Genomic DNA, 20,705 nt, shown 5'->3' with positions numbered 1-20,705 from the left:
ATTTGACTTCTGGGGTCAATTTTTAATAAACTTTTTTGTAATGATTTGATTACCTTGAGGTAATCTGAAGGTGTAAATACCTCTTGGCAGGGTGGTCACATTTAGACTCACTTCATCTGTAGGCTTTATACTTCCTTTCAAAACTTCTTGCCCTAAAATATTAGAAATTGTCCAGTCTTGATTGAACTGCCCAGGTGACAATTTAGTCAGGTTAATATTCAAATAATCAGCTGTTGGATTAGGATAAAAAATTAATTTTTCATTCAAATCTGACTGGCTCACGGAAGTTACAAGTCCCACTTCAGGGGTATGCAAGGCATGATCCGTATAGATATGAAATTCGCCAGGACTCAAGGTCAAATTAGCATTTGCATCTGTGATATTCACTTCACTTCCTGATATGAAATCATACCAAGTACCTGTGTGCTGAAAAGCCGGATCTATTGTTCCTTCGACCACGTCAAAATTGCCTACAATCACTACGCTTGTGTCTGAGTTGGACACATGAATCGTCTTGTGTACCCCATCAGGCGACCAAGAAAAATCACCTTTGGTAAACACATCATACTCATTCCTAAGTTTGATCAATTCCTTGTAGGTTAGATACAACTCTCGTCTAGAACTGTTTTCCAGGTATTCCCATTTTTCAGGCTTACGACCCGTTCTACCATTTTCGTCTATGGGAATATCATAGCCAAACTCGCCCCATTGCCAAAACATCTTCGGGCCTGGTACGGTAAAGAAAAATGCTGCTGATAGCTTCAGTCTTTGAATAGCTGTATTGAAATTTTTAATACTATAATCACCACTGGAGTTACCAAAATTAAGCATCTGATACATTTGCCTTTCCTCGTCGTGGCTTTCCATGTAGGAAATCAGATAGTTATTTGTCCAGCCTCTTTCTTCATAGTAGGCCCACTCAATAGATTTATCTTCTCCAAAACCCAGAGCAGCCTCATTATAGTCGTGATAACTATTTCCCCACAGCATCATACCATAGTCTGACAATTCCTTTTCCTCGTCATTATCTGCAAAGTGTTCTAGAATCACATAAGCATCTGGCGTATGTTCCCATATAGCATCTGCCATTCTTTTGAGTAAGGCTATTCTTGTCGGATCCATTTTCCCCCAGTTGCTCACACTTCCAGAATTATCCACTTGTGTGAATCCTTTAGAAAGATCAAATCTGTAACCATCAAAATGGAACTCATTCAACCAATAATGATTGATAGAATCCAACCAATTTTGTGTATAACTACTTTCGTGATTGATATCAGAAAATACATTATATGGATGTTTGGCTTCCTGATTGAACCACGGGTTTTCTGCTGTTGGTTTGAAGTCGTCAAAATCAAAATACATCTGTGCATAAGGTGATGGAATATCGTTCTGATTCATGACCATGTCCAGAATAACAGCCATACCCATGCCATGAGCAGCATCTATAAATTCTTTGAGATCGTTTTTAGTACCATAAGCTTTATCCACAGCAAACATGAAAGTAGGGTTATAACCCCAGCTATCATTGCCATTGAATTCCATAATCGGCATCAATTCTATCGTATTCACGCCCAAGTCTTTGATGTAACCTAAGGTATCAATCAAAGATTGATAATTCATATTCTCTTCACCAAGAAAATCTCTGACTAGTAATTCGTATACGATAAGATCCTCCTTTTCAGGCTTTTCAAAGTCATTATTCTCCCAGATGTATGGGGTCTGATTGGTCTGCAAGACGGATGCTCTGTTATGATACCAATCCAAATGAGCAGCTCCCTCTGGATAGGCCATAAGGCCAGGATAGGTTGATTCAGGAATCCACTGATCATCTGTATCTAATATTTTATCAGCGTGAGGATCAGCAATCCAAATTTCTTCATCAATCAAGTATTGATAGGCGTACGCTTCACCACTGGTGAGTCCAACTATTTCCAACCAAAAGTGCTCATCATCCTTAATCATCTGATAGGCAGGGTCAATTTCCCAATCTGTAAAATCACCAACTACATAAACAGATGATTTCATTGGCGCCAACAGGCTCAATGTCGCCATTGTTGGATCACTGTCATAGTTTATTCCATCAATGATTCCAGCTGGCCGCGATTGCTCTACTGTAGTTGAGCGAACAGTATAAGAAAAGCTGTCTTCTGCAGTATCCTCACCATTACTGGCTTCTACTGTCACTTCATGAATACCATCAGATGCAGCAAGTAGAGTATGATCCAATGTGATCGCATCGATTGCTGATGCCACTTCTACATTATCTACTTTCAGGCTAAGACTGCCAGCCTCAGAGGCTGCAATAGAAACACTTATAGATTCACTTGCATCAACCAATAAGGGAAATGAAGAAGGGCTGGTAAAACTTACCGCAAATTGATCCGAAAGCACGTCAAAACTATAATCTGGCGTTTGTCCATCGTCCCATGTTTGACCTTTGAGTAAAAGGCCTATTTCTTCTATTTCCTCAGCATCCAAACCAAAAAAATCTATGAGTGTCAATGTAATGGTATAAATATCTCCATTGTCTGCTGACCGAGTCATCAAAGCATCACTTTGTGCATCAGTCGCAGGGTTTACATTGGTAGGTGCATTGGTATCTGTGGCACCTTGCTCTATCCACGTCCACAACCATACATTGTCTGTATAGCCCGCAAGGTCAGTATCTGAAACATCTACAGTAATCGTGACCTCTTGATCAGCAACAGGGAATGTCGGATCTGTAGTGACTTGCGCAAAACTAAACGAGGATAAAAAAATAAGACAAAGTATGATTTTATTCATATGGTCAGTCCATTGAAGGTTGAAAATAAATAAGGCAAAACTGCCTGAAGAAGTGAAAAAAGCAGACTAGATGAAAAATCATCTAGTCTGCTTGATTTTTGAATTAATTTTCTATCAATTCATACTTTTCATTAACTAAATCAAGTCTAATGGTGTAGTTTCCAGCAGTAACTGGAATGTCACCTCCTCCCGCGTCTAATGTACCATCGGGCTCATCATCTCCATAGTTTACACCCCAATTGTCATTCGCTCTAAATTTGAGAAAACCATCTGTAAGGTCAGTAGTAATTTCCCATACCTGACGTTGACCATTGTAAGTCATGTCAGTATCTGGATCTGACCAGCCATTTGGCGTAGCGTCTCCGATAATTCCCCAATCATCAGTTTTTTCAAGTTCTATAGTAAGCGCACTCACATCGGCAGTTACTTTGTAAGTACCAGCCGCAATTGAGAAATCGCCTCCAGAAGGATCCAATGTCCCTACGAATTTGGCACCATCAGCTGTCAGAGCACCCCCCCAAGCATTGTCCCAATTAGCCTCGGGAGTCAATTTGAAAGAAGAGGAAGGGTTAGTACCTTCTACAATTCGTAGTATGCCTTCATACACACTGTTGAAACCATAAGAATACAACCTTCCAATATCACCTCCCGGATTCCATCCTTGATATGCGCCAGGCGCATAGATGATTGGATAGATCGTTTCATAAGGTGTGGCGGTAAAGTCTGTAACAGTAGAGTACACAGTATCTACGGCAGTATTGACTGCTGCTGTCACTCTACAATGTACCGTTGCACTAGATCCAAAAGGAAGTCCCAGACCTAAAAGTGCCACGTTCACATCATCCACCAAAGCCGAACCACTTGCACCCTGTGCTGTCAAGGCCACAGATTTATTTTCAAATGTGACATCAGTTGCTAGTTCAACAGCATAGGTAACTGAGGCATCAAACCCAAAATCCACCTCTTCCCAAGTAAATTCAATGGTTTCATTTCTATCAGCTAAAACAAACTCTAACCCTCCTACACCTGGACTTGTCAACACTGGTGCTACAGGGTCACTACTAATCGTAATTTTTTCTGCCTCCTCATCGCATGCGCCAAAGAGTACAGCTGTCGCGAGAAGGTATATATATGATAAATTTTTCATTTCTATATTTTTTAATTTAAGAGATAACCTCAATGAATGCCTGCTTGGAGCAGACATTCAAAGATTGCTTCTTATTGAGGGTAACCGTCATTTTGAACCAGATTAGGGTTCGCGTTCAGGTCATTGCTTGGAATAGGATACAGGTCTCTGTAACTATCTGTGGTAGCACCAGTCTGCACGTTTCCTTTCCATTCCCATATATAGCTGCCATTGGTAAACTGACCAAAACGAATCAAATCAGTTCTTCTGTGGCCTTCCCAATACAACTCTCGACCTCTTTCATCCAAAAGGAAATCCAATGTCAATTCGCTAGCTACTATGTTACCAGAAGCATCGCCATAGGCTCTTTCTCTCAAGTCATTTACGTAATTAACTGCTGTAGACAAACTTCCTCCACTGCCTCCTCTTACTACTGCTTCAGCATACATTAGATACGCATCACCTAATCTAAAGACAGGGAAATCCGTGCTCACAAATGTTGGGTGCGCATTAGGCGCAGGTCCTCCGTCAGAACTTATATTCTTGAATTTGGTTACACCCACACCTTCTGTGAAGGTACCAACATTGGTAATATCCCAAACCCAGCTACTTGGATCATAGTAGAACATGCCTCTTTGATCTGCGATAGTGCTAAATTCTGGATCTGCAGATGAGAAATCTCCAGCACTAGCATCAAATTTATCCGCTAGATCCTTGATGCCGCGAATACCACCCCAGCCACCATCGATTCCATTTAGCGGCATACCACCACCATTAGAAGCATGGAGCAAAAACGTCATCCCTCCATATTGCTGCGTGTTAGTACCATCAAATGCCAAAGGAAAAATAATTTCAGAACTCAAGTTATTATCTGCTCTAAATACGTTTTCGTAAGTAGGGTCAATGGAATATGAAGCCGCAATTACATTATTCAAATATGTCAGGGCATCAGTATTTCTCTCAGTCCCAGTATAAACTTCAGCATTCAAATACAATTTGGCCAATAGCATCCATGCCGCTCCTCTATCGGCTCTTGCATATTCGTTTGTCCCAGCTGCAGGAAGTGACATTTCCATGTCAAGCAATTCAGATTCTATATAATTAAAGAGATCTGCTCTTTCAATTTGCTGTGGGAAAAACGCACCAGGCAAGTCACTTTCTGTAATGAATGGGACATTTCCGAACATGTCAATTGCATGCCAGTAAGAAAATGCTCTAAGGAATCTCGCTTCGGCCTTGTAGGCTTCTAAATCAGAAGCAAAAGTACCAGAAGCACTTCCTAATGCATCGTCTGCATTTCTAATGAATTCATTCGCAATAGTGACTGTATAGAAAATCCTGGAATACAAGGCCGCAATAAATACGTCATTTGGTGACCAAGTTTGCCAGTGAAAATTCTTGATGGTAGCATCATCCCAGGCTATAATGGCCTCATCAGTAGATAGCTGCTGCAATCCCCAATACTGACGGAGATAGTTTCCAAAGTTTTCATCTATACCAGCAATGTCAGGGTTTCCTCCACCATCGCCGTCTTGGCCACTAATTGCATAACTAGCGTAAATCTTGGCCAATGCTTCTTTGTAAGCCAATTCATCTTTAAATACATTGTTAGAAGTAGCATCATTTGGATCTATTGGTTCTACATCCAAATCGCCCAGGCATGATGATAAAATCACAGTTGCCACGAGCATTATCAAATATGTTATATTAATCTTTTTCATGTTTTTCTCTTTTGAATGTCAATTAGAAATTAAGATTTATACCCAACATATATGTTCGTGGTCTTGGGTATATATTATTATCAATACCAACATTTGGCCCTAGTTTAGAACCACTGTTGATCTCTGGATCCAAGCCTGAATAATCAGTAATTACAAATGCATTCTGGACAGTAAATGATATTCTACCATTGAGCTGATCAGAGAATATTTTGTCAAAATTATATCCAACAGAGATATTATCCATTCTAAAGAAGGATGCGTCTTCCATATAAATGTCTGACCAATACTGTGCAGTTGTGAATTCGGTTTCTTCTACTGCTGTAAGAATATTAGCAGTATACCCTGCTTGATTATATAAATTTTGATACAGTGCTTTACTTGAAGCATTATTGTTGTACACATAATTGTTCAAATTCAATCTCCCTGAAAACGAGAAATCAAAACTCTTATATCTCACTTTTGATGAGATTCCAATCAAGTATTCAGGAGCTGGGTTATTCAAGTAATACTTATTCAGTTCATTACCGGATACCACTCCTCCTTCACCTGTTTTGTCTACGTACAATCCTTCTATCGGCATACCATCCTGACCATAGACTTGACTGAACAGATAAAATGTATTGACAGGATGTCCTACACTGTTTATTTGAACATTATTACCTACTCCACCATCTATCTCACCTGTATTGTATCCAGGATAGCTAGGATCGTCGATTTGAGTCAACTTAGTGATCTCATTGACATTGTACGTCAAATTTCCTGAAATTTCCCAGCTCAAATCTGGCGTAGAAATAATTCCGGCAGTCAAAGCCACTTCAACACCTTTGTTTTCCAATGATCCAACATTGGTGATAAGAAAGTTGGAGAAGTTAGATCCTGCAGCTATTGGAATTTCGTTGATCAAGTCTTCAGTTTCTCTTTTATATAAATCCACTGACCCTGAAAATCTTCCATTCAAGAAGCCAAAATCAAGTCCAATATTTTGAGTGGTTGTGGTCTCCCATTTGATGTTAGCATCATAAGGATTTGGTCTCTGAGTTGCATAGAAAGAGTTTCCAAATTGATAATATGCCCCTTGCTGACTACCTGTATAGGTAGGTATATATGGGTAAAATGATCTGTTGTCATCACCAATGTCCTGTTGACCAGTTTGACCCCATCCAGCTCTGATTTTTAATTCGCTTAAGAAATCTGCTCCATTTAAAAAGCCTTCCTCATTCAATTTCCAAGCCACTGCTACAGCAGGAAAAATACCTGATCTTGCGTCTTCTCCAAATCTTGAAGATCTGTCATTTCTGACAGTTGCAGTAACGAGGTACTTGTCCTTGAGCGTATAATTCATTCTCCCGAAAAATGACAGCAAGAAATACTCTCTTTTGTAAGAGACTGTATCTGCACCAGCATCTGTCTCGTCCCATGATTTATTAGAATCATTTCCTGAAACATGAAAATGCTGATAAGAATAACCTCCCGTCAAATCCACTTTATGATCTCCACCAAATGTCTTGTTATAATTAAGATAGAAGTCTAAAAGGTTATTTTTTCTAGTTTGCTCATAATGCTTAATATTTTGAGCAGGTTCACGCTCAGACCACGACGCCAATGGATTAACAACATCATCACCCTGTGAGTCATAGTAGTCCATACCCAAATTCAGCGTGGCCTTTAATGCAGGTAAAAATGGCATTCTATAGTCAAACTTACCACCTAAAATATATCTCTGAGCAGAAGATGTATTATCTCTGTAATTCAATTGAGCTACAGGATTGTGTGTGGCAATGTTAATAGGTGCCGCTTCTGGATCCATAACCAATGCTGGGTCATGATTGGTCCAGGCAAAGTAGCCGCCATATCTTGTGTTTCCATTCATAATCGGCTGAGTAGGATCGAAAGAAACTGCGGATCCGATGGCATCAGGGTTAGAAAAATTATTTTGAATGAAAGAACCCTTAGCATTGATATTCATGGTCAAATCACCATCCAACAATGTCGGAGAAGCTGACAAGGTGAAACTGGTTCGTTCCATATTGTTGTTTTTCAAAATACCATTCTGATTAGTATATCCCACAGAACCTCTCACTGGAACACCCTGAATATTTCCACCAACACTTACATTGTGATCAGTAGAAACCGCATTTTCATAAATAGCATCTTGCCAGTTCGTATTTTCTGATCCAAGATTGACCAAAGCATTATCATCCAAAAGATCGTTAGTAACTCTTTCATTAACAATAGCTCTATACTCATCTCCAGAATACACATCCAATGTCTTTACTGGTACTCCTACAGACACGTTGCCATTGTAGCTCACAGTCATTTTGCCCTGAGAACCTTGCTTGGTAGTAATCAAGATTACTCCATTAGAAGCTCTAGATCCATATATGGCAGTAGCAGAAGCATCCTTCAATACCGTAAAAGTTTCAATATCATTGGGATTGATAGTAGCTAATGGATTAGCCATTCCTGAGATTCCTCTGCTTTCTAGAGGCATGCCATCAATTACGATTAGCGGGTCATTGTTTGCCCTTAAAGAAGACCCCCCTCTAATTCGGATAGTCGATCCAGTACCTGCTGCTCCACCTTGTGAGGTAATCACTACGCCAGGAACCTTTCCTATAAGCAATTCCTGAGGAGTAGAAATAGCACCCTTATTGAAATCATCAGAGTCAACTGCAATAACAGAGCCTGTTACATCTCCACGATCCACTTCTCCATATCCGATCACAACGACCTCTCCTAGTTGAGAAACGTCATAACCTAAACTGACATCAATAATAGACTGTGTACCCACTTTGATTTCCTGTGTTTCAAAACCAACATAGGAAATAACCAAAACGGTATTTTCTTCAACTTGAAGGCTGTAATTCCCATCAATATCAGTAACAACACCATTAGAGGTGCCCTTTGCGATCACATTCACACCGGGGATGGCTTCACCGGATTCTGCATCTTTGATTGTTCCAGATACCATGCTTCCTTGTGCAAATGCACCAGAACTTGAGACGAGTAAGACACCCATTCCAAACAGCATGCTGAAAACTAACTGGTAATAGTTTTTCATAGTGTTTTAATTAATTACGAGTTTTGTTAATTGTACTTTTCTAAGATTTGCTTTCTGAACATCTCGTCCTCTTCGAAAAAAACATCTAATTCAAGCGCTAATAATTAATTAATGTTAACTTCTTGCAAAACCGTTTCATATGCTGCCGACTACCCAGTATAATAAGGAATTCATCAACTTTTCTTCGTTCTTGCATATTCAATAATAAACCTAAAAACATAGAATACAACTCATAATCACAGTTTTTTTCATGCCTTTTCGCATGCAAACGATTCCGCAAACGATTTCGGAAGACATTTTTTTTTCATTATTTATTTGTTATCCAAATCATAGCCCCATTTCAACTAAAACCGACAAAGCCAAACAAAAAACAAGCAACAAATTGTACTATTGTAATAATTAACCAAACTCAGTATCGTGTAGGTTGGATTCTAAACTTTAATCTAATCTTTAAGAAAAACGAATTAGTTTAGATTAGGTAATTGGGAATTGAAAGATTATACACTAGGTTTAACACCAGATGATTGTTTTAAGTGCCACAAGTTGGCCTTGATTAAACCTGAGTATTTCAAACTCCCGCAAAAAGTAGTTTAGATTAGCAGGGAATCATCACAAAAATAAAGCATTAGAGAATGAAAAGCAGTCAAGTTACGATTAAGGATCTGGCCAAAACATTGGGCATATCACCCTCTACAGTCTCTCGTGCCTTGAATGATCATCCTGACATTAGTCCTGAGACCAAGAAAGAAGTCAACGATCTAGCAAAAAAACTGAACTACGAGCCAAATGTAGTCGCCCAAAACTTGCGTAGCCAAAAGACCAACACGATTGGCGTAATCATCCCTGAGATCGTTCATTTCTTCTTTTCAACAGTGATTTCAGGTATTGAAGAGGTAGCATACAAAGCAGGGTACACGGTCATGTTTTGCCAAACCAGTGAATCCTATGAGCGTGAGGTAAAGGACACAAAAGCCTTGCTCAATCAGCGAATAGATGGCTTGATCGTATCCTTCTCAAAAGAAACGCAAAACTTTGAGCATTTTCAGGAGGTGTCTAAAAAAATCCCTCTGGTGCTATTCGATAGAGAGACAGATGAGCTCAACGTGAGTAAAATAGTAGTCGACGACTACGATGGCGCGGCCATGGCCACTCAACATCTGATTAACCAAAAAAGTGAACGTATCGCTCATCTGGCTGGCCCTGACAATTTAACGATCGGGGCTGAACGCAAGAGAGGTTATGAAGACACATTGAGAAAAAACAATATGAAAGTAAATCCTGACTACATCCTGCCTTGCTTTAAAGGCAATTTGGAAGAAGGATTTCATGCCATGCAACGACTCTTAGACCTTCCCACCCCTCCAGACGCAGTATTTTGCACAAATGATACTGCAGCCATGGGCGCAATGAAAGCAATCAAAGAAGCTGGATTAGAGATTCCAAAAGATATCGCCCTTGTTGGCTTCAGCAACTGGCAGTTTTCATCTTTGATCGAGCCTCAGCTGACTACTGTAGCCCAACCTGGTGTAGATATGGGGAGAGCCGCTGCCAAGCGACTGATTGCTGAACTCAAAGACAAAGAACTCAGAGAGCAACCTATACGACAAGTACTGAAAACAGACCTCATTATCAGAAAATCCTCCAAGCGCAGCTAATTTTTTCACTTTTCTCTGCAAACGATTGAAAAGGAGCAAAATCCCTCATAATAGCCCCAAATCAAATTTTACATTCATTTTAGTTCACTGTCACATTTGTAAATGACGCTTAAATGGGTCTAGCTTTAAAAGCTTTTTGAAACATTTCGTGTCCTCTTCGGAAAACATCTTTCATGCTCTTATAGAAGATATAATTGCTTTATGATTGTTGAAGAGAGAAAAAACATAACTGCCAACGGAACACTTGTTCGAGGGTCGTTATTATCTTATCAGCTGGACACTTACGGCTTCTATGGCCGTACCGAATCCGAAAATATATGCCTTGAAGTATATGAAGAAGGAATAGTCCGTGTTAGGATTTCCAAGAAGGAGAAATTTGAAAATTTCCATTACGCGCTGGATAACAACATCAGCCAAAAGTCTATAGACTTCTTAGAAAAAGAAGACAGCATCATTATCTCTACGGGAAAGGTAGAGGTATCCATTATGAAGGCTCCCTTCAGGATTGTGTTCAGAAATGAAAAAGGCGAAATCATAAATGAAGATGACGCTTCTTTTGGTACCTCTTGGATTGGGGAGCAAGTCACTACCTACAAAAAACTACAACCTAACGAAAAATTTATCGGGCTTGGCGAAAAAACTGGTCCGCTCAACAAGAAAGGTAGAGGCTACCAAAACTGGAATACTGATCATTTTGGCTATGGAAAGGAAACTGATCCACTCTACTGCTCTATTCCCTTCTATATAGGCATCCATAGTGGCATGTCTTATGGCATCTACCTCAACAATTCGTACAAATCACACTTCAATTTTGGTGCTTCAAACAATCGCTTCTCTAGTTTTTCAGCTGATGCTGGAGATATGGATTACTTCTTCATCCATCATGATTCAGTCAACGAAATTATAGGGGCATATAGTCGCATTACGGGAAAAATGAGCTTGCCTCCAAAATGGTCTCTTGGTTACCAGCAGTGTCGCTACAGCTACTACCCAGAGGCAGAAGTTCTTAATACAGCCCAAACCTTCCGAGACAAAGAAATCCCCGCGGATGTCATTGTACTGGACATCCATTACATGGAAAAGTACAAAATATTTACTTGGGACAAAGAAAGGTTTCCTTGCCCGGAAACCATGATTGAAAAGCTGAAAGCCCTTGGTTTCAAAGTAGTCGTCATGTGTGACCCTGGTATAAAAGTGGAAGAAGGCTACCATGCCTATGAAGATGGAATAAACAAAGACGTATTTATCAAATACCCTGATGGTAGCAACTATGAAGGAGAGGTTTGGCCAGGCTGGTGTCATTTTCCTGACTTTACTAAACCAGAAACCAGAGATTGGTGGACCAACCAGCTGAAGTCCTATAGTGACATTGGCATTGAAGGTTTTTGGAATGACATGAATGAAATTGCAACCTGGGGGCAGTCTTTACCTGAATTGATCGAGTTTGATTTTGATGGCGACAAAGGCTCCACTCGAAGTGCAAGAAATATCTACGGCCTGATGATGGCCAAAAGCACTTGGGAAGGTGCAAGAAAAAACTTAAAAGGAAAACGACCATTCAATTTAACCCGAGCAGGATTTGCAGGTATACAAAAGTATGCGGCCGTATGGACTGGCGACAATGTAGCCTCAGATGAGCACATGCTTCTTGGCATGCGTATGCTCAACAGCATGGGGCTGTCAGGCATACCATTTGCTGGATTTGATGCAGGAGGGTTTATCGGCAATGCTTCCGAAAATCTATTTGCAAGGTGGATTTCTATGGCCGCTTTTACACCATTCTTCAGGGGTCATTCCAATGTAAACACAAAGTCAAGTGAACCATGGACTCATGGAGAACATACTGAAGAGATTTCAAGAAATTATATCAGCCTGCGTTATCGATTGATGCCGTATGTTTATTCCATGTTCTTCGAAGCCAGCGAGAGCGGCACCCCTGTGAATCGTTCGCTAGCCATTGATTACACGCATGATGAGAATATCTACAATGAAGCGTATGAAAATGAATTTTTATTTGGCGATTCTATCCTGGTTACTCCTGTGTCTAGTGAAAAGGAAATAGAAAAAATATATTTCCCAGCAGGTGAATGGTATGATTTATTTACAGATACTAAATATATGGGGAATAAAGAAACCTTGGTTGAATGCCCAGTAGAAAAACTACCCGTATTTGCAAAATCTTCGTCAATCATCCCCGTGCAGTCTCAGGTGTACAGCCTTCAGGAAAAGCCTGCTGACCAGTTAGAGATACACCTATACAAAGGAAAGGAACCCTGCAGCTTTGTATATTATGAAGATGATGGCGATTCCTATGCATTCGAATCAGGTGAATTTTACAAACGAACCATCACTTACCAACCAAAAGGCAATCAGTTGGACTTCAGTAAATCACAGGGCACCTTTAAAAGCTGTTTCACTGAGGTAAAGTTGTATTTTCATGGCTTTGAAACTATTGAACTCAAATCAGTGGAGATTGAGCAGGAAGATTATCATTTCATTTCACCTCTTTCTAATTTCGACCCTATTGATAATTCGCGAAGAGAAGACTACAAAATCACAAACCTACCACACACTACATTCAAACTGAAAAACGAAGAGTTTTCAATAAATTGGAAATAAGAATCTCAATATGAAAAAAATATTACTATTTGTACTCGTCATCCACTTGATCGGCTGTGGACAAGATCAATCCAAACAATTACAAACAACCTTATCCTCTCCTGAGGACAAACTCTCTATGGAGTTTTATCTTGAAGAAGATGGCTCTGCAGGTTATTTGGTCAACTATGGTGAAAAAGCAATACTGGACAGCTCCAGACTTGGGTTTGAACTAGGAGCTGATGTAAGTCTAAGCAGTGGGTTCGAAATCGCAAAAACAAGCTCATCCTCTTTTGACGAAACCTGGGAACAGCCTTGGGGCGAACAACGACTCATTCGCAATAACTATAACGAACTGAAGGTAGAATTAGTCAATGCCAATCAAATCAAATTGAATGTCATCTTTCGATTATTTGATAATGGCATAGGGTTTAGATATGAATTTCCTGAACAGGAAAAACTGGGTGAGTTTGAAATCATGGATGAGCTAACAACTTTCAATATGGCTGCTGATCATGACGCTTGGTCTATTCCAGCTTATGCTGGCAATAGATATGAATATTTATATAAAAAAACACCACTATCGGAATTTGAAATGGTACACACGCCATTGACTATTGAGGCCAAAAATGGTTTGTTTTTTCACATGCATGAGGCAGCCCTCTATGACTACCCGAGTATGGTAGTCAAAAATATGGGTGGCACTAAACTCAAGTGTGATTTAGTGCCATACAGCAAAACCAATCCTGTAAAAGCGTATTTAAAAGCACCATTCAGCACACCATGGAGAACCATTCAAATCGGAGAGTCTCCAGGTGATCTAATCACTAACTACATGGTTTTGAACTTGAATGAGCCAAGCAAAATCGAAGATACCTCTTGGATCAAGCCTGGTAAATACATTGGTGTTTGGTGGGAAATGTTTATCAACTTAGGCACCTGGCATCAGGGACCAAAACATGCTGCCAACACAGAAAACGTCAAAAAATATATCGATTTTGCTTCTGCAAATGGCTTCTCTGGCGTCTTGGTAGAGGGCTGGAACTATGGCTGGGACGGCAACTGGATGGGTGGTGGTACCAAGTTCGAATTCTCGAAGCCTTACCCTGATTACGACGTTGAATTCCTCAGCAAATATGCCGCCGAAAAAGGGGTGTATATCATCGGCCATCACGAAACGGGTGCAGATACAGAAAATTATGATGAGCAGCTGGAAGAAGCTTACCAATTCCTAGAAGATCATGGCATGAAGGCAGTGAAAACCGGATATGTAGAAAATGGTGACACTTTGCCCAACGGCATTTACCATCACGGGCAGTACTTCGTTCAACATTTTCAGCGTGTGATAGAAATGGGTGCTAAGCACAAAACCATGATTGTGGCTCACGAGCCAATCAAAGACACTGGAAAAAGAAGAACCTGGCCAAACATGGTCTCTCGTGAAGGAGCCAAAGGACAAGAATACAATGCCATGGGTGGTAGCCCAACTGATCATGTTGTGACCATTCCATTTACCAGATCACTGTCAGGCCCATTCGACTATACGCCAGGTGTATTTGATATTAAAATCAAAACCAGCCCTGATCAGGTCAAAACCACTATTGGTAAAGAATTGGCACTATATACCATCATCTATGCACCCATGATGATGGCAAATGATCTACCTGAGAATTATGAAGGACATCCAGCCTTTGAGTACATCAAAGCAGTGCCAACAGATTGGGAAACGACCCAAGTAATTGATGGCAAGATTGGCGATTTCGTAACTATTGCTCGTCAAGAAAGAAATGCAGAGAACTGGTTTGTTGGAACAATCACTGACGAAAATCCGAGAGCCTTTAAACTGGCACTTGATTTCCTTGAGGAAGGTGTGACTTATCTGGCCACTATATATGCAGATGGAGATGATTGTCATTATGTAGAGAATCCTACTTCTTATCAAATCAATACAATGGAAGTAGATGCTTCTACTATTTTAGACATGAAACTTGCTGCTGGTGGTGGAGCAGCCATCAGCTTATATCCAAAGAACTAATGAAAAAAAATCAAGTAATATTAATTATCCTTCTGGCTTCCCTCAGCTTCATTTTTGCTTGTCAGCAGGCAGAGCAAAAAACGGCAGAACCCGCAGTCACATTTCCTGAGCGTGCGGCTGACATGACCGTTTATGAAGTAAATATTAGGCAATACACAACAGAGGGGACTATTAACGCGTTTGCCGAACATTTACCAAGATTGAAAGAGCTTGGTGTAGAAATGCTTTGGATCATGCCCGTGCAGCCCATTGGGATGGAAAAAAGAAAAGGATCACTAGGGAGCTATTATTCCATTTCTGATTACTCTGAAGTCAATCCTGAGTTTGGGACTTTGGATGATTTTAAAGCACTGGTGAACAAAGTACATGAATTGGGAATGGTGATCATTCTCGATTGGGTGCCAAACCATACGGCTTGGGATCACCCATGGATTCAGTCCAATCCTGAATATTATGCCAAAGACAGTTTAGGCAACATTACTTACGAGGCAGATTGGGAGGATATTGCTCTACTCGACCACACCAATGAAAGTACAAGAAAAAGTATGATCAAGGAAATGAAGTTTTGGATTACCGAAACTGATATTGATGGTTTCAGATGCGACCATGCCGCACATGAAATTCCACTCTACTTCTGGGAAGAGGCCAGAACAGCCTTAGACCCAATCAAAGATCTGTTTTGGCTGGCCGAATGGGATGAAGCCAGGCTTCACGCCAATTTTCATGCTTCTTACTCTTGGGAACTCCTGCACTTGACAGAGCACGTAGCCAAAGGCGAAAAAACAGCCCATGACATTAATGAATTCATCAATAAAGACTTAGCCCTTTATGGAAAAAATCCTTTTAGAATGACTATCACCACCAACCATGATGAAAACTCATGGGCAGGCACAGTCTTTGAAAGATATGGAGAAGGACATCAGGCTTTTGCCACTTTTATTTTCACGGCTTATGGTTTTCCTATGATCTATAGTGGTCAGGAAGTAGGTCTGGATAAGCGTTTACTTTTCTTCGAAAAAGATACAATCAATTGGGAAGACCCAAAGCTCCTTACCCCTTTCTATCAAAAATTGGTGCAGTTGAAAAAAGACAACCAAGCACTTTGGAATGGCGGCTTTGGCGGCATGCCCAAGCGAATCAATGCTGACGAATGGATTTATGCATTCAGTAGAGAGAAGCATGGCAATCGAGTGATTGGATTAATCAATATGTCAGACGAAAAACAGATATTCAATCTAACGGACGCATCTGCTGCAGGTGCTTATACAGATGCATTTAGCAACAAGTCGTTTACTTTAGCTACTGAGCAGCCACTCGAAATGGAGCCATGGCAGTATTTAATTTTTGAGAAAAATAATTGATGGAAAAACGACAATTAAGCTTTTGGGAAGTATGGAATCTGAGCTTTGGATTTCTGGGTATTCAGATGGGCTTTGCCCTGCAAAATGCCAATGCCAGTAGAATCCTGCAAATATTTGGAGCAGATGTGCATGAGCTTTCTTGGTTTTGGATTGTGGCTCCACTGATGGGCTTAATTGTGCAGCCTATTGTAGGCCACTATAGTGACAAGACCTGGACCAAAATGGGTCGTAGAAAGCCTTTCTTTTTAACAGGAGCTGTACTGGCCGCCATTGGTCTGATAGCCATGCCTAACGCTGGAGCGCTCACGGCCGTCTTTCCGGCCTTGTGGATTGGGGCTGGGATGTTGATGATTATGGATGCTTCGTTCAATATCGCCATGGAACCGTTTCGCGCACTTGTTGCAGACATGATGCCAGCTGATCAGCGAACTTTAGGATTTAGTGTTCAGACCATATTGATTGGTCTTGGCGCTGTGGTGGGCTCTTGGTTGCCCTATGTGCTTAGCAATTGGTTTGATGTATCAAACGAAGCAACAGCAGGAGAAGTACCTTACAATTTGATTCTTTCCTTTGTAATAGGCGCACTGACTTTAGTAGGGTGTATCATGATCACTATTCTAACTACTAAAGAATATTCGCCAGAAGAGTTGGCCAATTTTTCTGATGCAAATAAAGAAGCTCCTACAGAGGACAAAGGACTGCTCAATATTTTTACAGATTTCAAAAACATGCCCTTTACCATGAAGCAATTGAGCTGGGTTCAGTTCTTTTCTTGGTTTGGCCTGTTTGGTATGTGGGTGTATGCTACACCTGCCATAGCACACCATGTATATGGTTTGCCACTATCAGATCATTCCTCTAAAATGTATCAGGATGCTGGCGACTGGGTAGGCATCCTATTTGGTGTCTACAATGGTGTTTCAGCCATTTATGCCTTTTTCCTACCCGCCATTGCTAAAAAAGTAGGAAGAAAGGCCACGCATACTTATTCGCTCATCCTAGGTGGATGCGGCTTATTAAGTATCTACTTGATCCCAGATCCATCCTATCTAATATTTTCTATGACATTGATTGGCATCTCATGGGCTAGTATTTTAGCCATGCCCTATGCCATGTTGGTCGGATCAATTCCTGCACATAAGATGGGTGTATATATGGGCATTTTCAATTTTTTTATTGTGATACCACAAATCATCAATGCATTGATTGGTGGTCCATTAGTGAAGTATCTTTATGACGGAAATCCCGTATTTGCATTAGTCACCAGTGGTGTTGCTTTTATCATCGCAGGTTTGCTCAACCTAAAAGTCAAAGACAATTAATCAGGAAACTGATAGATTTTAGTGAATAGTAAAAAAGTCCCGATTGCTCGGGACTTTTTGCTTTTATAAGCACTTGGTACATGAGGCAATCGAGGTATAAAAAGTCATTTGCAAGACATTTCCGGCTAGAATTGAGTATATTTAGATAAGCCTCCTACGCTTTGATTTAACGCATTTGCCATGAGAAGACCCCAATCATCAATTCGATCCATTTGTGTCGCCTTGCTTATATTAATATATCCTGCCGTTTCTTTGGCTCAACAGGCACCTGACACACTGACTATTGGACTTGACAAATTTATGCCAGCTGACAAGTTCAAGCCCATTGCCGATTTCCTGAACGATCAGCTAGCTGTTTATGTGGAGTACGAAAATTTCAACTCCTTATTGGAATTGAGCGGTAACCAATCCAAATACGACCTCATTTACACCAATGCTTTCGGTTATGCTTATGCACAGGTTACTGAACTGCCTTTTCAATCTTATTTAGTTCGAGCAGATAAAGCAGGTACCACACTTACTTACAAGAGTTGTCTCATTGCCAATAAAAATTCAAATATCAAATCAACCAAATTCATAGCTGACAAGAGTAGTACAATTGATGTCTCGTTCACCTATCCTTCGTCTACGTCTGGACATATCATTCCTAGAATTTACCTTACTCAATTGATTGGCCAAAGCCTGGAAAGTGGATTCAAAAGTGTGAATTTCGAAACTGGTCACAAGGACGTAATACAAAAAATAAATGAGGGAAGCATAGCGCTAGGTGCATGCTCGTGTCAATGGATCAGGGAGGAAATTAAAGCAAACCCTAAACTCAAAAATACTATCAATGTACTCTGGGAATCTATTCCGATCCCACATGCAGTATGGGCTGCCAATCAAACTTCTGACCCAGCAGTTTTAGAGGGGCTTGATAAAGTACTAAACGATATGTTGAAAGTAAAAGAAATCAGGAACATTGTGGACTTGCCGAATTTAAGCCAATACAGTCCAGCTGCTGTAGATGGTTTCAATTACCTCATTAATCAACTCAAAAAAGACGACGAACTTGAGTTTTACCTCTATTACTATGAGTCGTTTTCTGAATAGAATTGATTTAGTGCAACTATAAAATTCTATACTTAAAAAAATCAGTCACATTTCAAGTACACCAATGGCAATCGTATAATCGTGTTTTATTGAAAAGGCAGGCTCTTTATTAACCCTGATTTCTTCTAGTGTCTGAGCTTTTATCACAACAGGGTTCAACAATTACCTTCTCTTCTGAAACAGAGTAAAAACAGGGCCAAAACACATTTCTAGCCATATCCGTATATTTACTGAGCATAATTTCAGGAATAATATAGAGCCTTAGATGGCCGTCCTGAAAGTAACTTGCATAAGTAATCAATCAAGTAAGTTAAACCCAAAAATAACTACACGATGAAAAAGCTAATATTTACACTCTGTGCTTTGTTTATGACTTGCGCGATGAGCCAAGCCCAAAGCAAAAACGATCTAAAAGGACCTAAAGCCAAGAACTATAAAGTGTGGCAAGACGACAGCCAATCAGTGACTGTATATACTGAAGCTAATCAAGCTTCTCTGAAAGGGCCAGAAGCAAAAAATCAAAAAGTATGGGCTGACTCTACAGCTGATACCAACAAAGTGACGATCAAAAGAGACACGAGAAAAAACAGTCTAAAAGGGCCAGCAGCCAAGAATTTCAAGCCTTGGAAATAAAATATAGGTGATGCTAAATCACCTCAAAGATCAATTTTCTTCTTATGCACATTGAGACTTGCTCTAGTACATCAAACGGGTGTTAAAGACAGGTCTCAATTTTTTTTCTAAAAATAGCTAGCAAAGCCAAACTGAAGGCCAGCTGTCTTTGAAACTGGATTTCCCAGAAAATCTCTTTCCCAATGTCTTCGATAGTTGAATCTCAGTAAGGTATTGCTCGAAAACCTTAAGCTCAATCCAGGCACGATCGCATAGATTTCATCATAGATTTTGGTGTCTGTTGATTCAAATTCATCCCTGTTGTAATCCACATACTCCAGTCGATTGATCAAGTTGAGCGTCACCCCTTTCCACCCCAACATATCTCGCTTGAGGATTGGATAAATCATATCCAAATGGGTACCTACTTGACTATTACCAAACTGCTGGCCATAGGCATCAGGAATGTCTATGGATACCCAAGCCGTCTCGCCTATTAATTTTAGATTGGCCAATTGAAAATTATAGTCCAAAGCAAACAAACTCACTCTTCGTTTGTCGTCTACAGGTTCTCCCTCTATTTCAAATTCATTATAAATACCCGTGTAACCAGACACACCAAACTCGCCCAATCTTGAAACATTAAATGCGATACGGCTGGAAAATGATGGCGTACCATTATTGTCCTCAGCAAACATTTCTTCTGACTTGCCCGCATTTAAAAAGGTTCTATTCTCAGTATTGGCTATGATGCCATCTTGTAGGCCATTGGTCACATATAACTCGTAGGTCAATTTATGTTTGCCAGCAGGAATTTTTCCATAGAAGCCCATGCCCATTTCTGACAGTGTCGCTGGGATAATATTCGTAGATACCAGTGGGCGATCAATGAACTCCCACTTTGGACTGTCATGGTTTTGATTGAAATATCCAATGGGAGGCAGTAATATCCCCATTCTGAACACAAAGGCAGGATGAATTTCAAAATCCAAGAGAGCCGTCTCCAGGGCTATTTCTTCTGTGCCATGTTCAAACTCTAATTCTGAAATAAACTTAATCCTTTCGTGCACGGCTGCAAATAGAAAGATGTTGAATCTCCTTAGCTCCATGCTGAATCCATCTGTCACACCATCAGTCGTAAAGTAATTGGTGTTGCCTTCTACATAGCCTCCTATAGAGGCAGAAGACGCTCCTCTTTGAGCTTCATAAATAAAAGGCCTATTAAAGATCGCTTCCAGATTGGTATAAGACGAATCCGCTTCCTGAGCCCATACTACGTTCAAGCCAAGAACGAATAGGATAATAAGTGATAATAATTTTTTCATGTCTGTGTGAAAT

At 40.3% G+C, this 20,705-nt stretch carries 12 protein-coding genes; 7 read left to right on the top strand and 5 right to left on the bottom strand.

Features of this window, described 5'->3' with window-relative positions; translation table 11 throughout:
• Positions 1 to 15: 15 nt before the first annotated feature.
• The 4 genes from B9A58_RS16340 to B9A58_RS16325 form a co-directional block, all read right to left on the bottom strand.
• Positions 16 to 2,784, bottom strand: a complete 2,769-nt coding sequence (locus B9A58_RS16340) for an alpha-amylase family glycosyl hydrolase (protein WP_084373935.1) — start codon at positions 2,782 to 2,784, stop codon at positions 16 to 18.
• Between the two features lie 103 nt (positions 2,785 to 2,887).
• Positions 2,888 to 3,931, bottom strand: a complete 1,044-nt coding sequence (locus tag B9A58_RS16335) for a SusE domain-containing protein (protein ID WP_176214817.1) — start codon at positions 3,929 to 3,931, stop codon at positions 2,888 to 2,890.
• 71 nt (positions 3,932 to 4,002) lie between these two features.
• Positions 4,003 to 5,631 carry a RagB/SusD family nutrient uptake outer membrane protein gene (locus tag B9A58_RS16330; protein ID WP_084373933.1) on the bottom strand — a complete coding sequence of 543 codons (1,629 nt, stop codon included), beginning with the start codon at positions 5,629 to 5,631 and terminating at the stop codon, positions 4,003 to 4,005.
• 22 nt (positions 5,632 to 5,653) lie between these two features.
• Entirely contained in the window at positions 5,654 to 8,692 is a 3,039-nt protein-coding gene (locus tag B9A58_RS16325) for a SusC/RagA family TonB-linked outer membrane protein (RefSeq protein WP_084373932.1), read from the bottom strand.
• Positions 8,693 to 9,324: 632 nt separating this feature from the next.
• Here B9A58_RS16325 and B9A58_RS16320 point away from each other — a divergent pair.
• From B9A58_RS16320 to B9A58_RS16290, 7 genes are all read left to right on the top strand, one after another.
• On the top strand, positions 9,325 to 10,347 hold the full coding sequence (locus B9A58_RS16320) for a LacI family DNA-binding transcriptional regulator (protein WP_084373931.1): 1,023 nt from the start codon (positions 9,325 to 9,327) through the stop codon (positions 10,345 to 10,347).
• A gap of 201 nt (positions 10,348 to 10,548) precedes the next feature.
• Positions 10,549 to 12,966: a glycoside hydrolase family 31 protein gene (locus B9A58_RS16315; RefSeq protein WP_084373930.1), complete on the top strand. Its 2,418-nt coding sequence runs from the start codon at positions 10,549 to 10,551 to the stop codon at positions 12,964 to 12,966.
• A gap of 10 nt (positions 12,967 to 12,976) precedes the next feature.
• Complete coding sequence (locus tag B9A58_RS16310; RefSeq protein WP_084373929.1) at positions 12,977 to 14,980, top strand: glycoside hydrolase family 97 protein; 2,004 nt, start codon at positions 12,977 to 12,979, stop codon at positions 14,978 to 14,980.
• Positions 14,980 to 16,341 carry an alpha-amylase family glycosyl hydrolase gene (locus B9A58_RS16305; RefSeq protein ID WP_084373928.1) on the top strand — a complete coding sequence of 454 codons (1,362 nt, stop codon included), beginning with the start codon at positions 14,980 to 14,982 and terminating at the stop codon, positions 16,339 to 16,341. Before B9A58_RS16310 ends, B9A58_RS16305 begins: the two co-directional genes overlap by 1 nt.
• Positions 16,341 to 17,663, top strand: a complete 1,323-nt coding sequence (locus B9A58_RS16300) for an MFS transporter (protein ID WP_084373927.1) — start codon at positions 16,341 to 16,343, stop codon at positions 17,661 to 17,663. Before B9A58_RS16305 ends, B9A58_RS16300 begins: the two co-directional genes overlap by 1 nt.
• A gap of 180 nt (positions 17,664 to 17,843) precedes the next feature.
• The gene (locus B9A58_RS16295; protein WP_084373926.1) at positions 17,844 to 18,755 is read left to right on the top strand and encodes a phosphate/phosphite/phosphonate ABC transporter substrate-binding protein; all 912 of its coding nucleotides are present in this window, start codon (positions 17,844 to 17,846) and stop codon (positions 18,753 to 18,755) included.
• A gap of 333 nt (positions 18,756 to 19,088) precedes the next feature.
• Positions 19,089 to 19,388, top strand: a complete 300-nt coding sequence (locus B9A58_RS16290; RefSeq protein ID WP_139793940.1) for a hypothetical protein — start codon at positions 19,089 to 19,091, stop codon at positions 19,386 to 19,388.
• A 107-nt stretch (positions 19,389 to 19,495) separates the two neighbouring features.
• Here the strand turns inward: B9A58_RS16290 and B9A58_RS16285 are convergent, their stop codons facing one another.
• Positions 19,496 to 20,692, bottom strand: a complete 1,197-nt coding sequence (locus B9A58_RS16285; RefSeq protein ID WP_084373924.1) for a hypothetical protein — start codon at positions 20,690 to 20,692, stop codon at positions 19,496 to 19,498.
• Positions 20,693 to 20,705 lie beyond the last annotated feature (13 nt).

The organism is Reichenbachiella faecimaris (assembly GCF_900176375.1).
GTDB lineage: Bacteria > Bacteroidota > Bacteroidia > Cytophagales > Cyclobacteriaceae > Reichenbachiella > Reichenbachiella faecimaris.
The sequence above is the reverse complement of the archived record's forward strand: the minus strand, read 5'-3'. Positions and strand labels throughout refer to the sequence as shown.

Bases quoted from the DNA above. Each gene is read 5' to 3' on its own strand.
- B9A58_RS16340 (WP_084373935.1), bottom strand. From the start codon at position 2,784: ATGAATAAAATCATACTTTGTCTTATTTTTTTATCCTCGTTTAGTTTT.
- B9A58_RS16335 (WP_176214817.1), bottom strand. From the start codon at position 3,931: ATGAAAAATTTATCATATATATACCTTCTCGCGACAGCTGTACTCTTT.
- B9A58_RS16330 (WP_084373933.1), bottom strand. From the start codon at position 5,631: ATGAAAAAGATTAATATAACATATTTGATAATGCTCGTGGCAACTGTG.
- B9A58_RS16325 (WP_084373932.1), bottom strand. From the start codon at position 8,692: ATGAAAAACTATTACCAGTTAGTTTTCAGCATGCTGTTTGGAATGGGT.
- B9A58_RS16320 (WP_084373931.1), top strand. From the start codon at position 9,325: ATGAAAAGCAGTCAAGTTACGATTAAGGATCTGGCCAAAACATTGGGC.
- B9A58_RS16315 (WP_084373930.1), top strand. From the start codon at position 10,549: ATGATTGTTGAAGAGAGAAAAAACATAACTGCCAACGGAACACTTGTT.
- B9A58_RS16310 (WP_084373929.1), top strand. From the start codon at position 12,977: ATGAAAAAAATATTACTATTTGTACTCGTCATCCACTTGATCGGCTGT.
- B9A58_RS16305 (WP_084373928.1), top strand. From the start codon at position 14,980: ATGAAAAAAAATCAAGTAATATTAATTATCCTTCTGGCTTCCCTCAGC.
- B9A58_RS16300 (WP_084373927.1), top strand. From the start codon at position 16,341: ATGGAAAAACGACAATTAAGCTTTTGGGAAGTATGGAATCTGAGCTTT.
- B9A58_RS16295 (WP_084373926.1), top strand. From the start codon at position 17,844: ATGAGAAGACCCCAATCATCAATTCGATCCATTTGTGTCGCCTTGCTT.
- B9A58_RS16290 (WP_139793940.1), top strand. From the start codon at position 19,089: ATGAAAAAGCTAATATTTACACTCTGTGCTTTGTTTATGACTTGCGCG.
- B9A58_RS16285 (WP_084373924.1), bottom strand. From the start codon at position 20,692: ATGAAAAAATTATTATCACTTATTATCCTATTCGTTCTTGGCTTGAAC.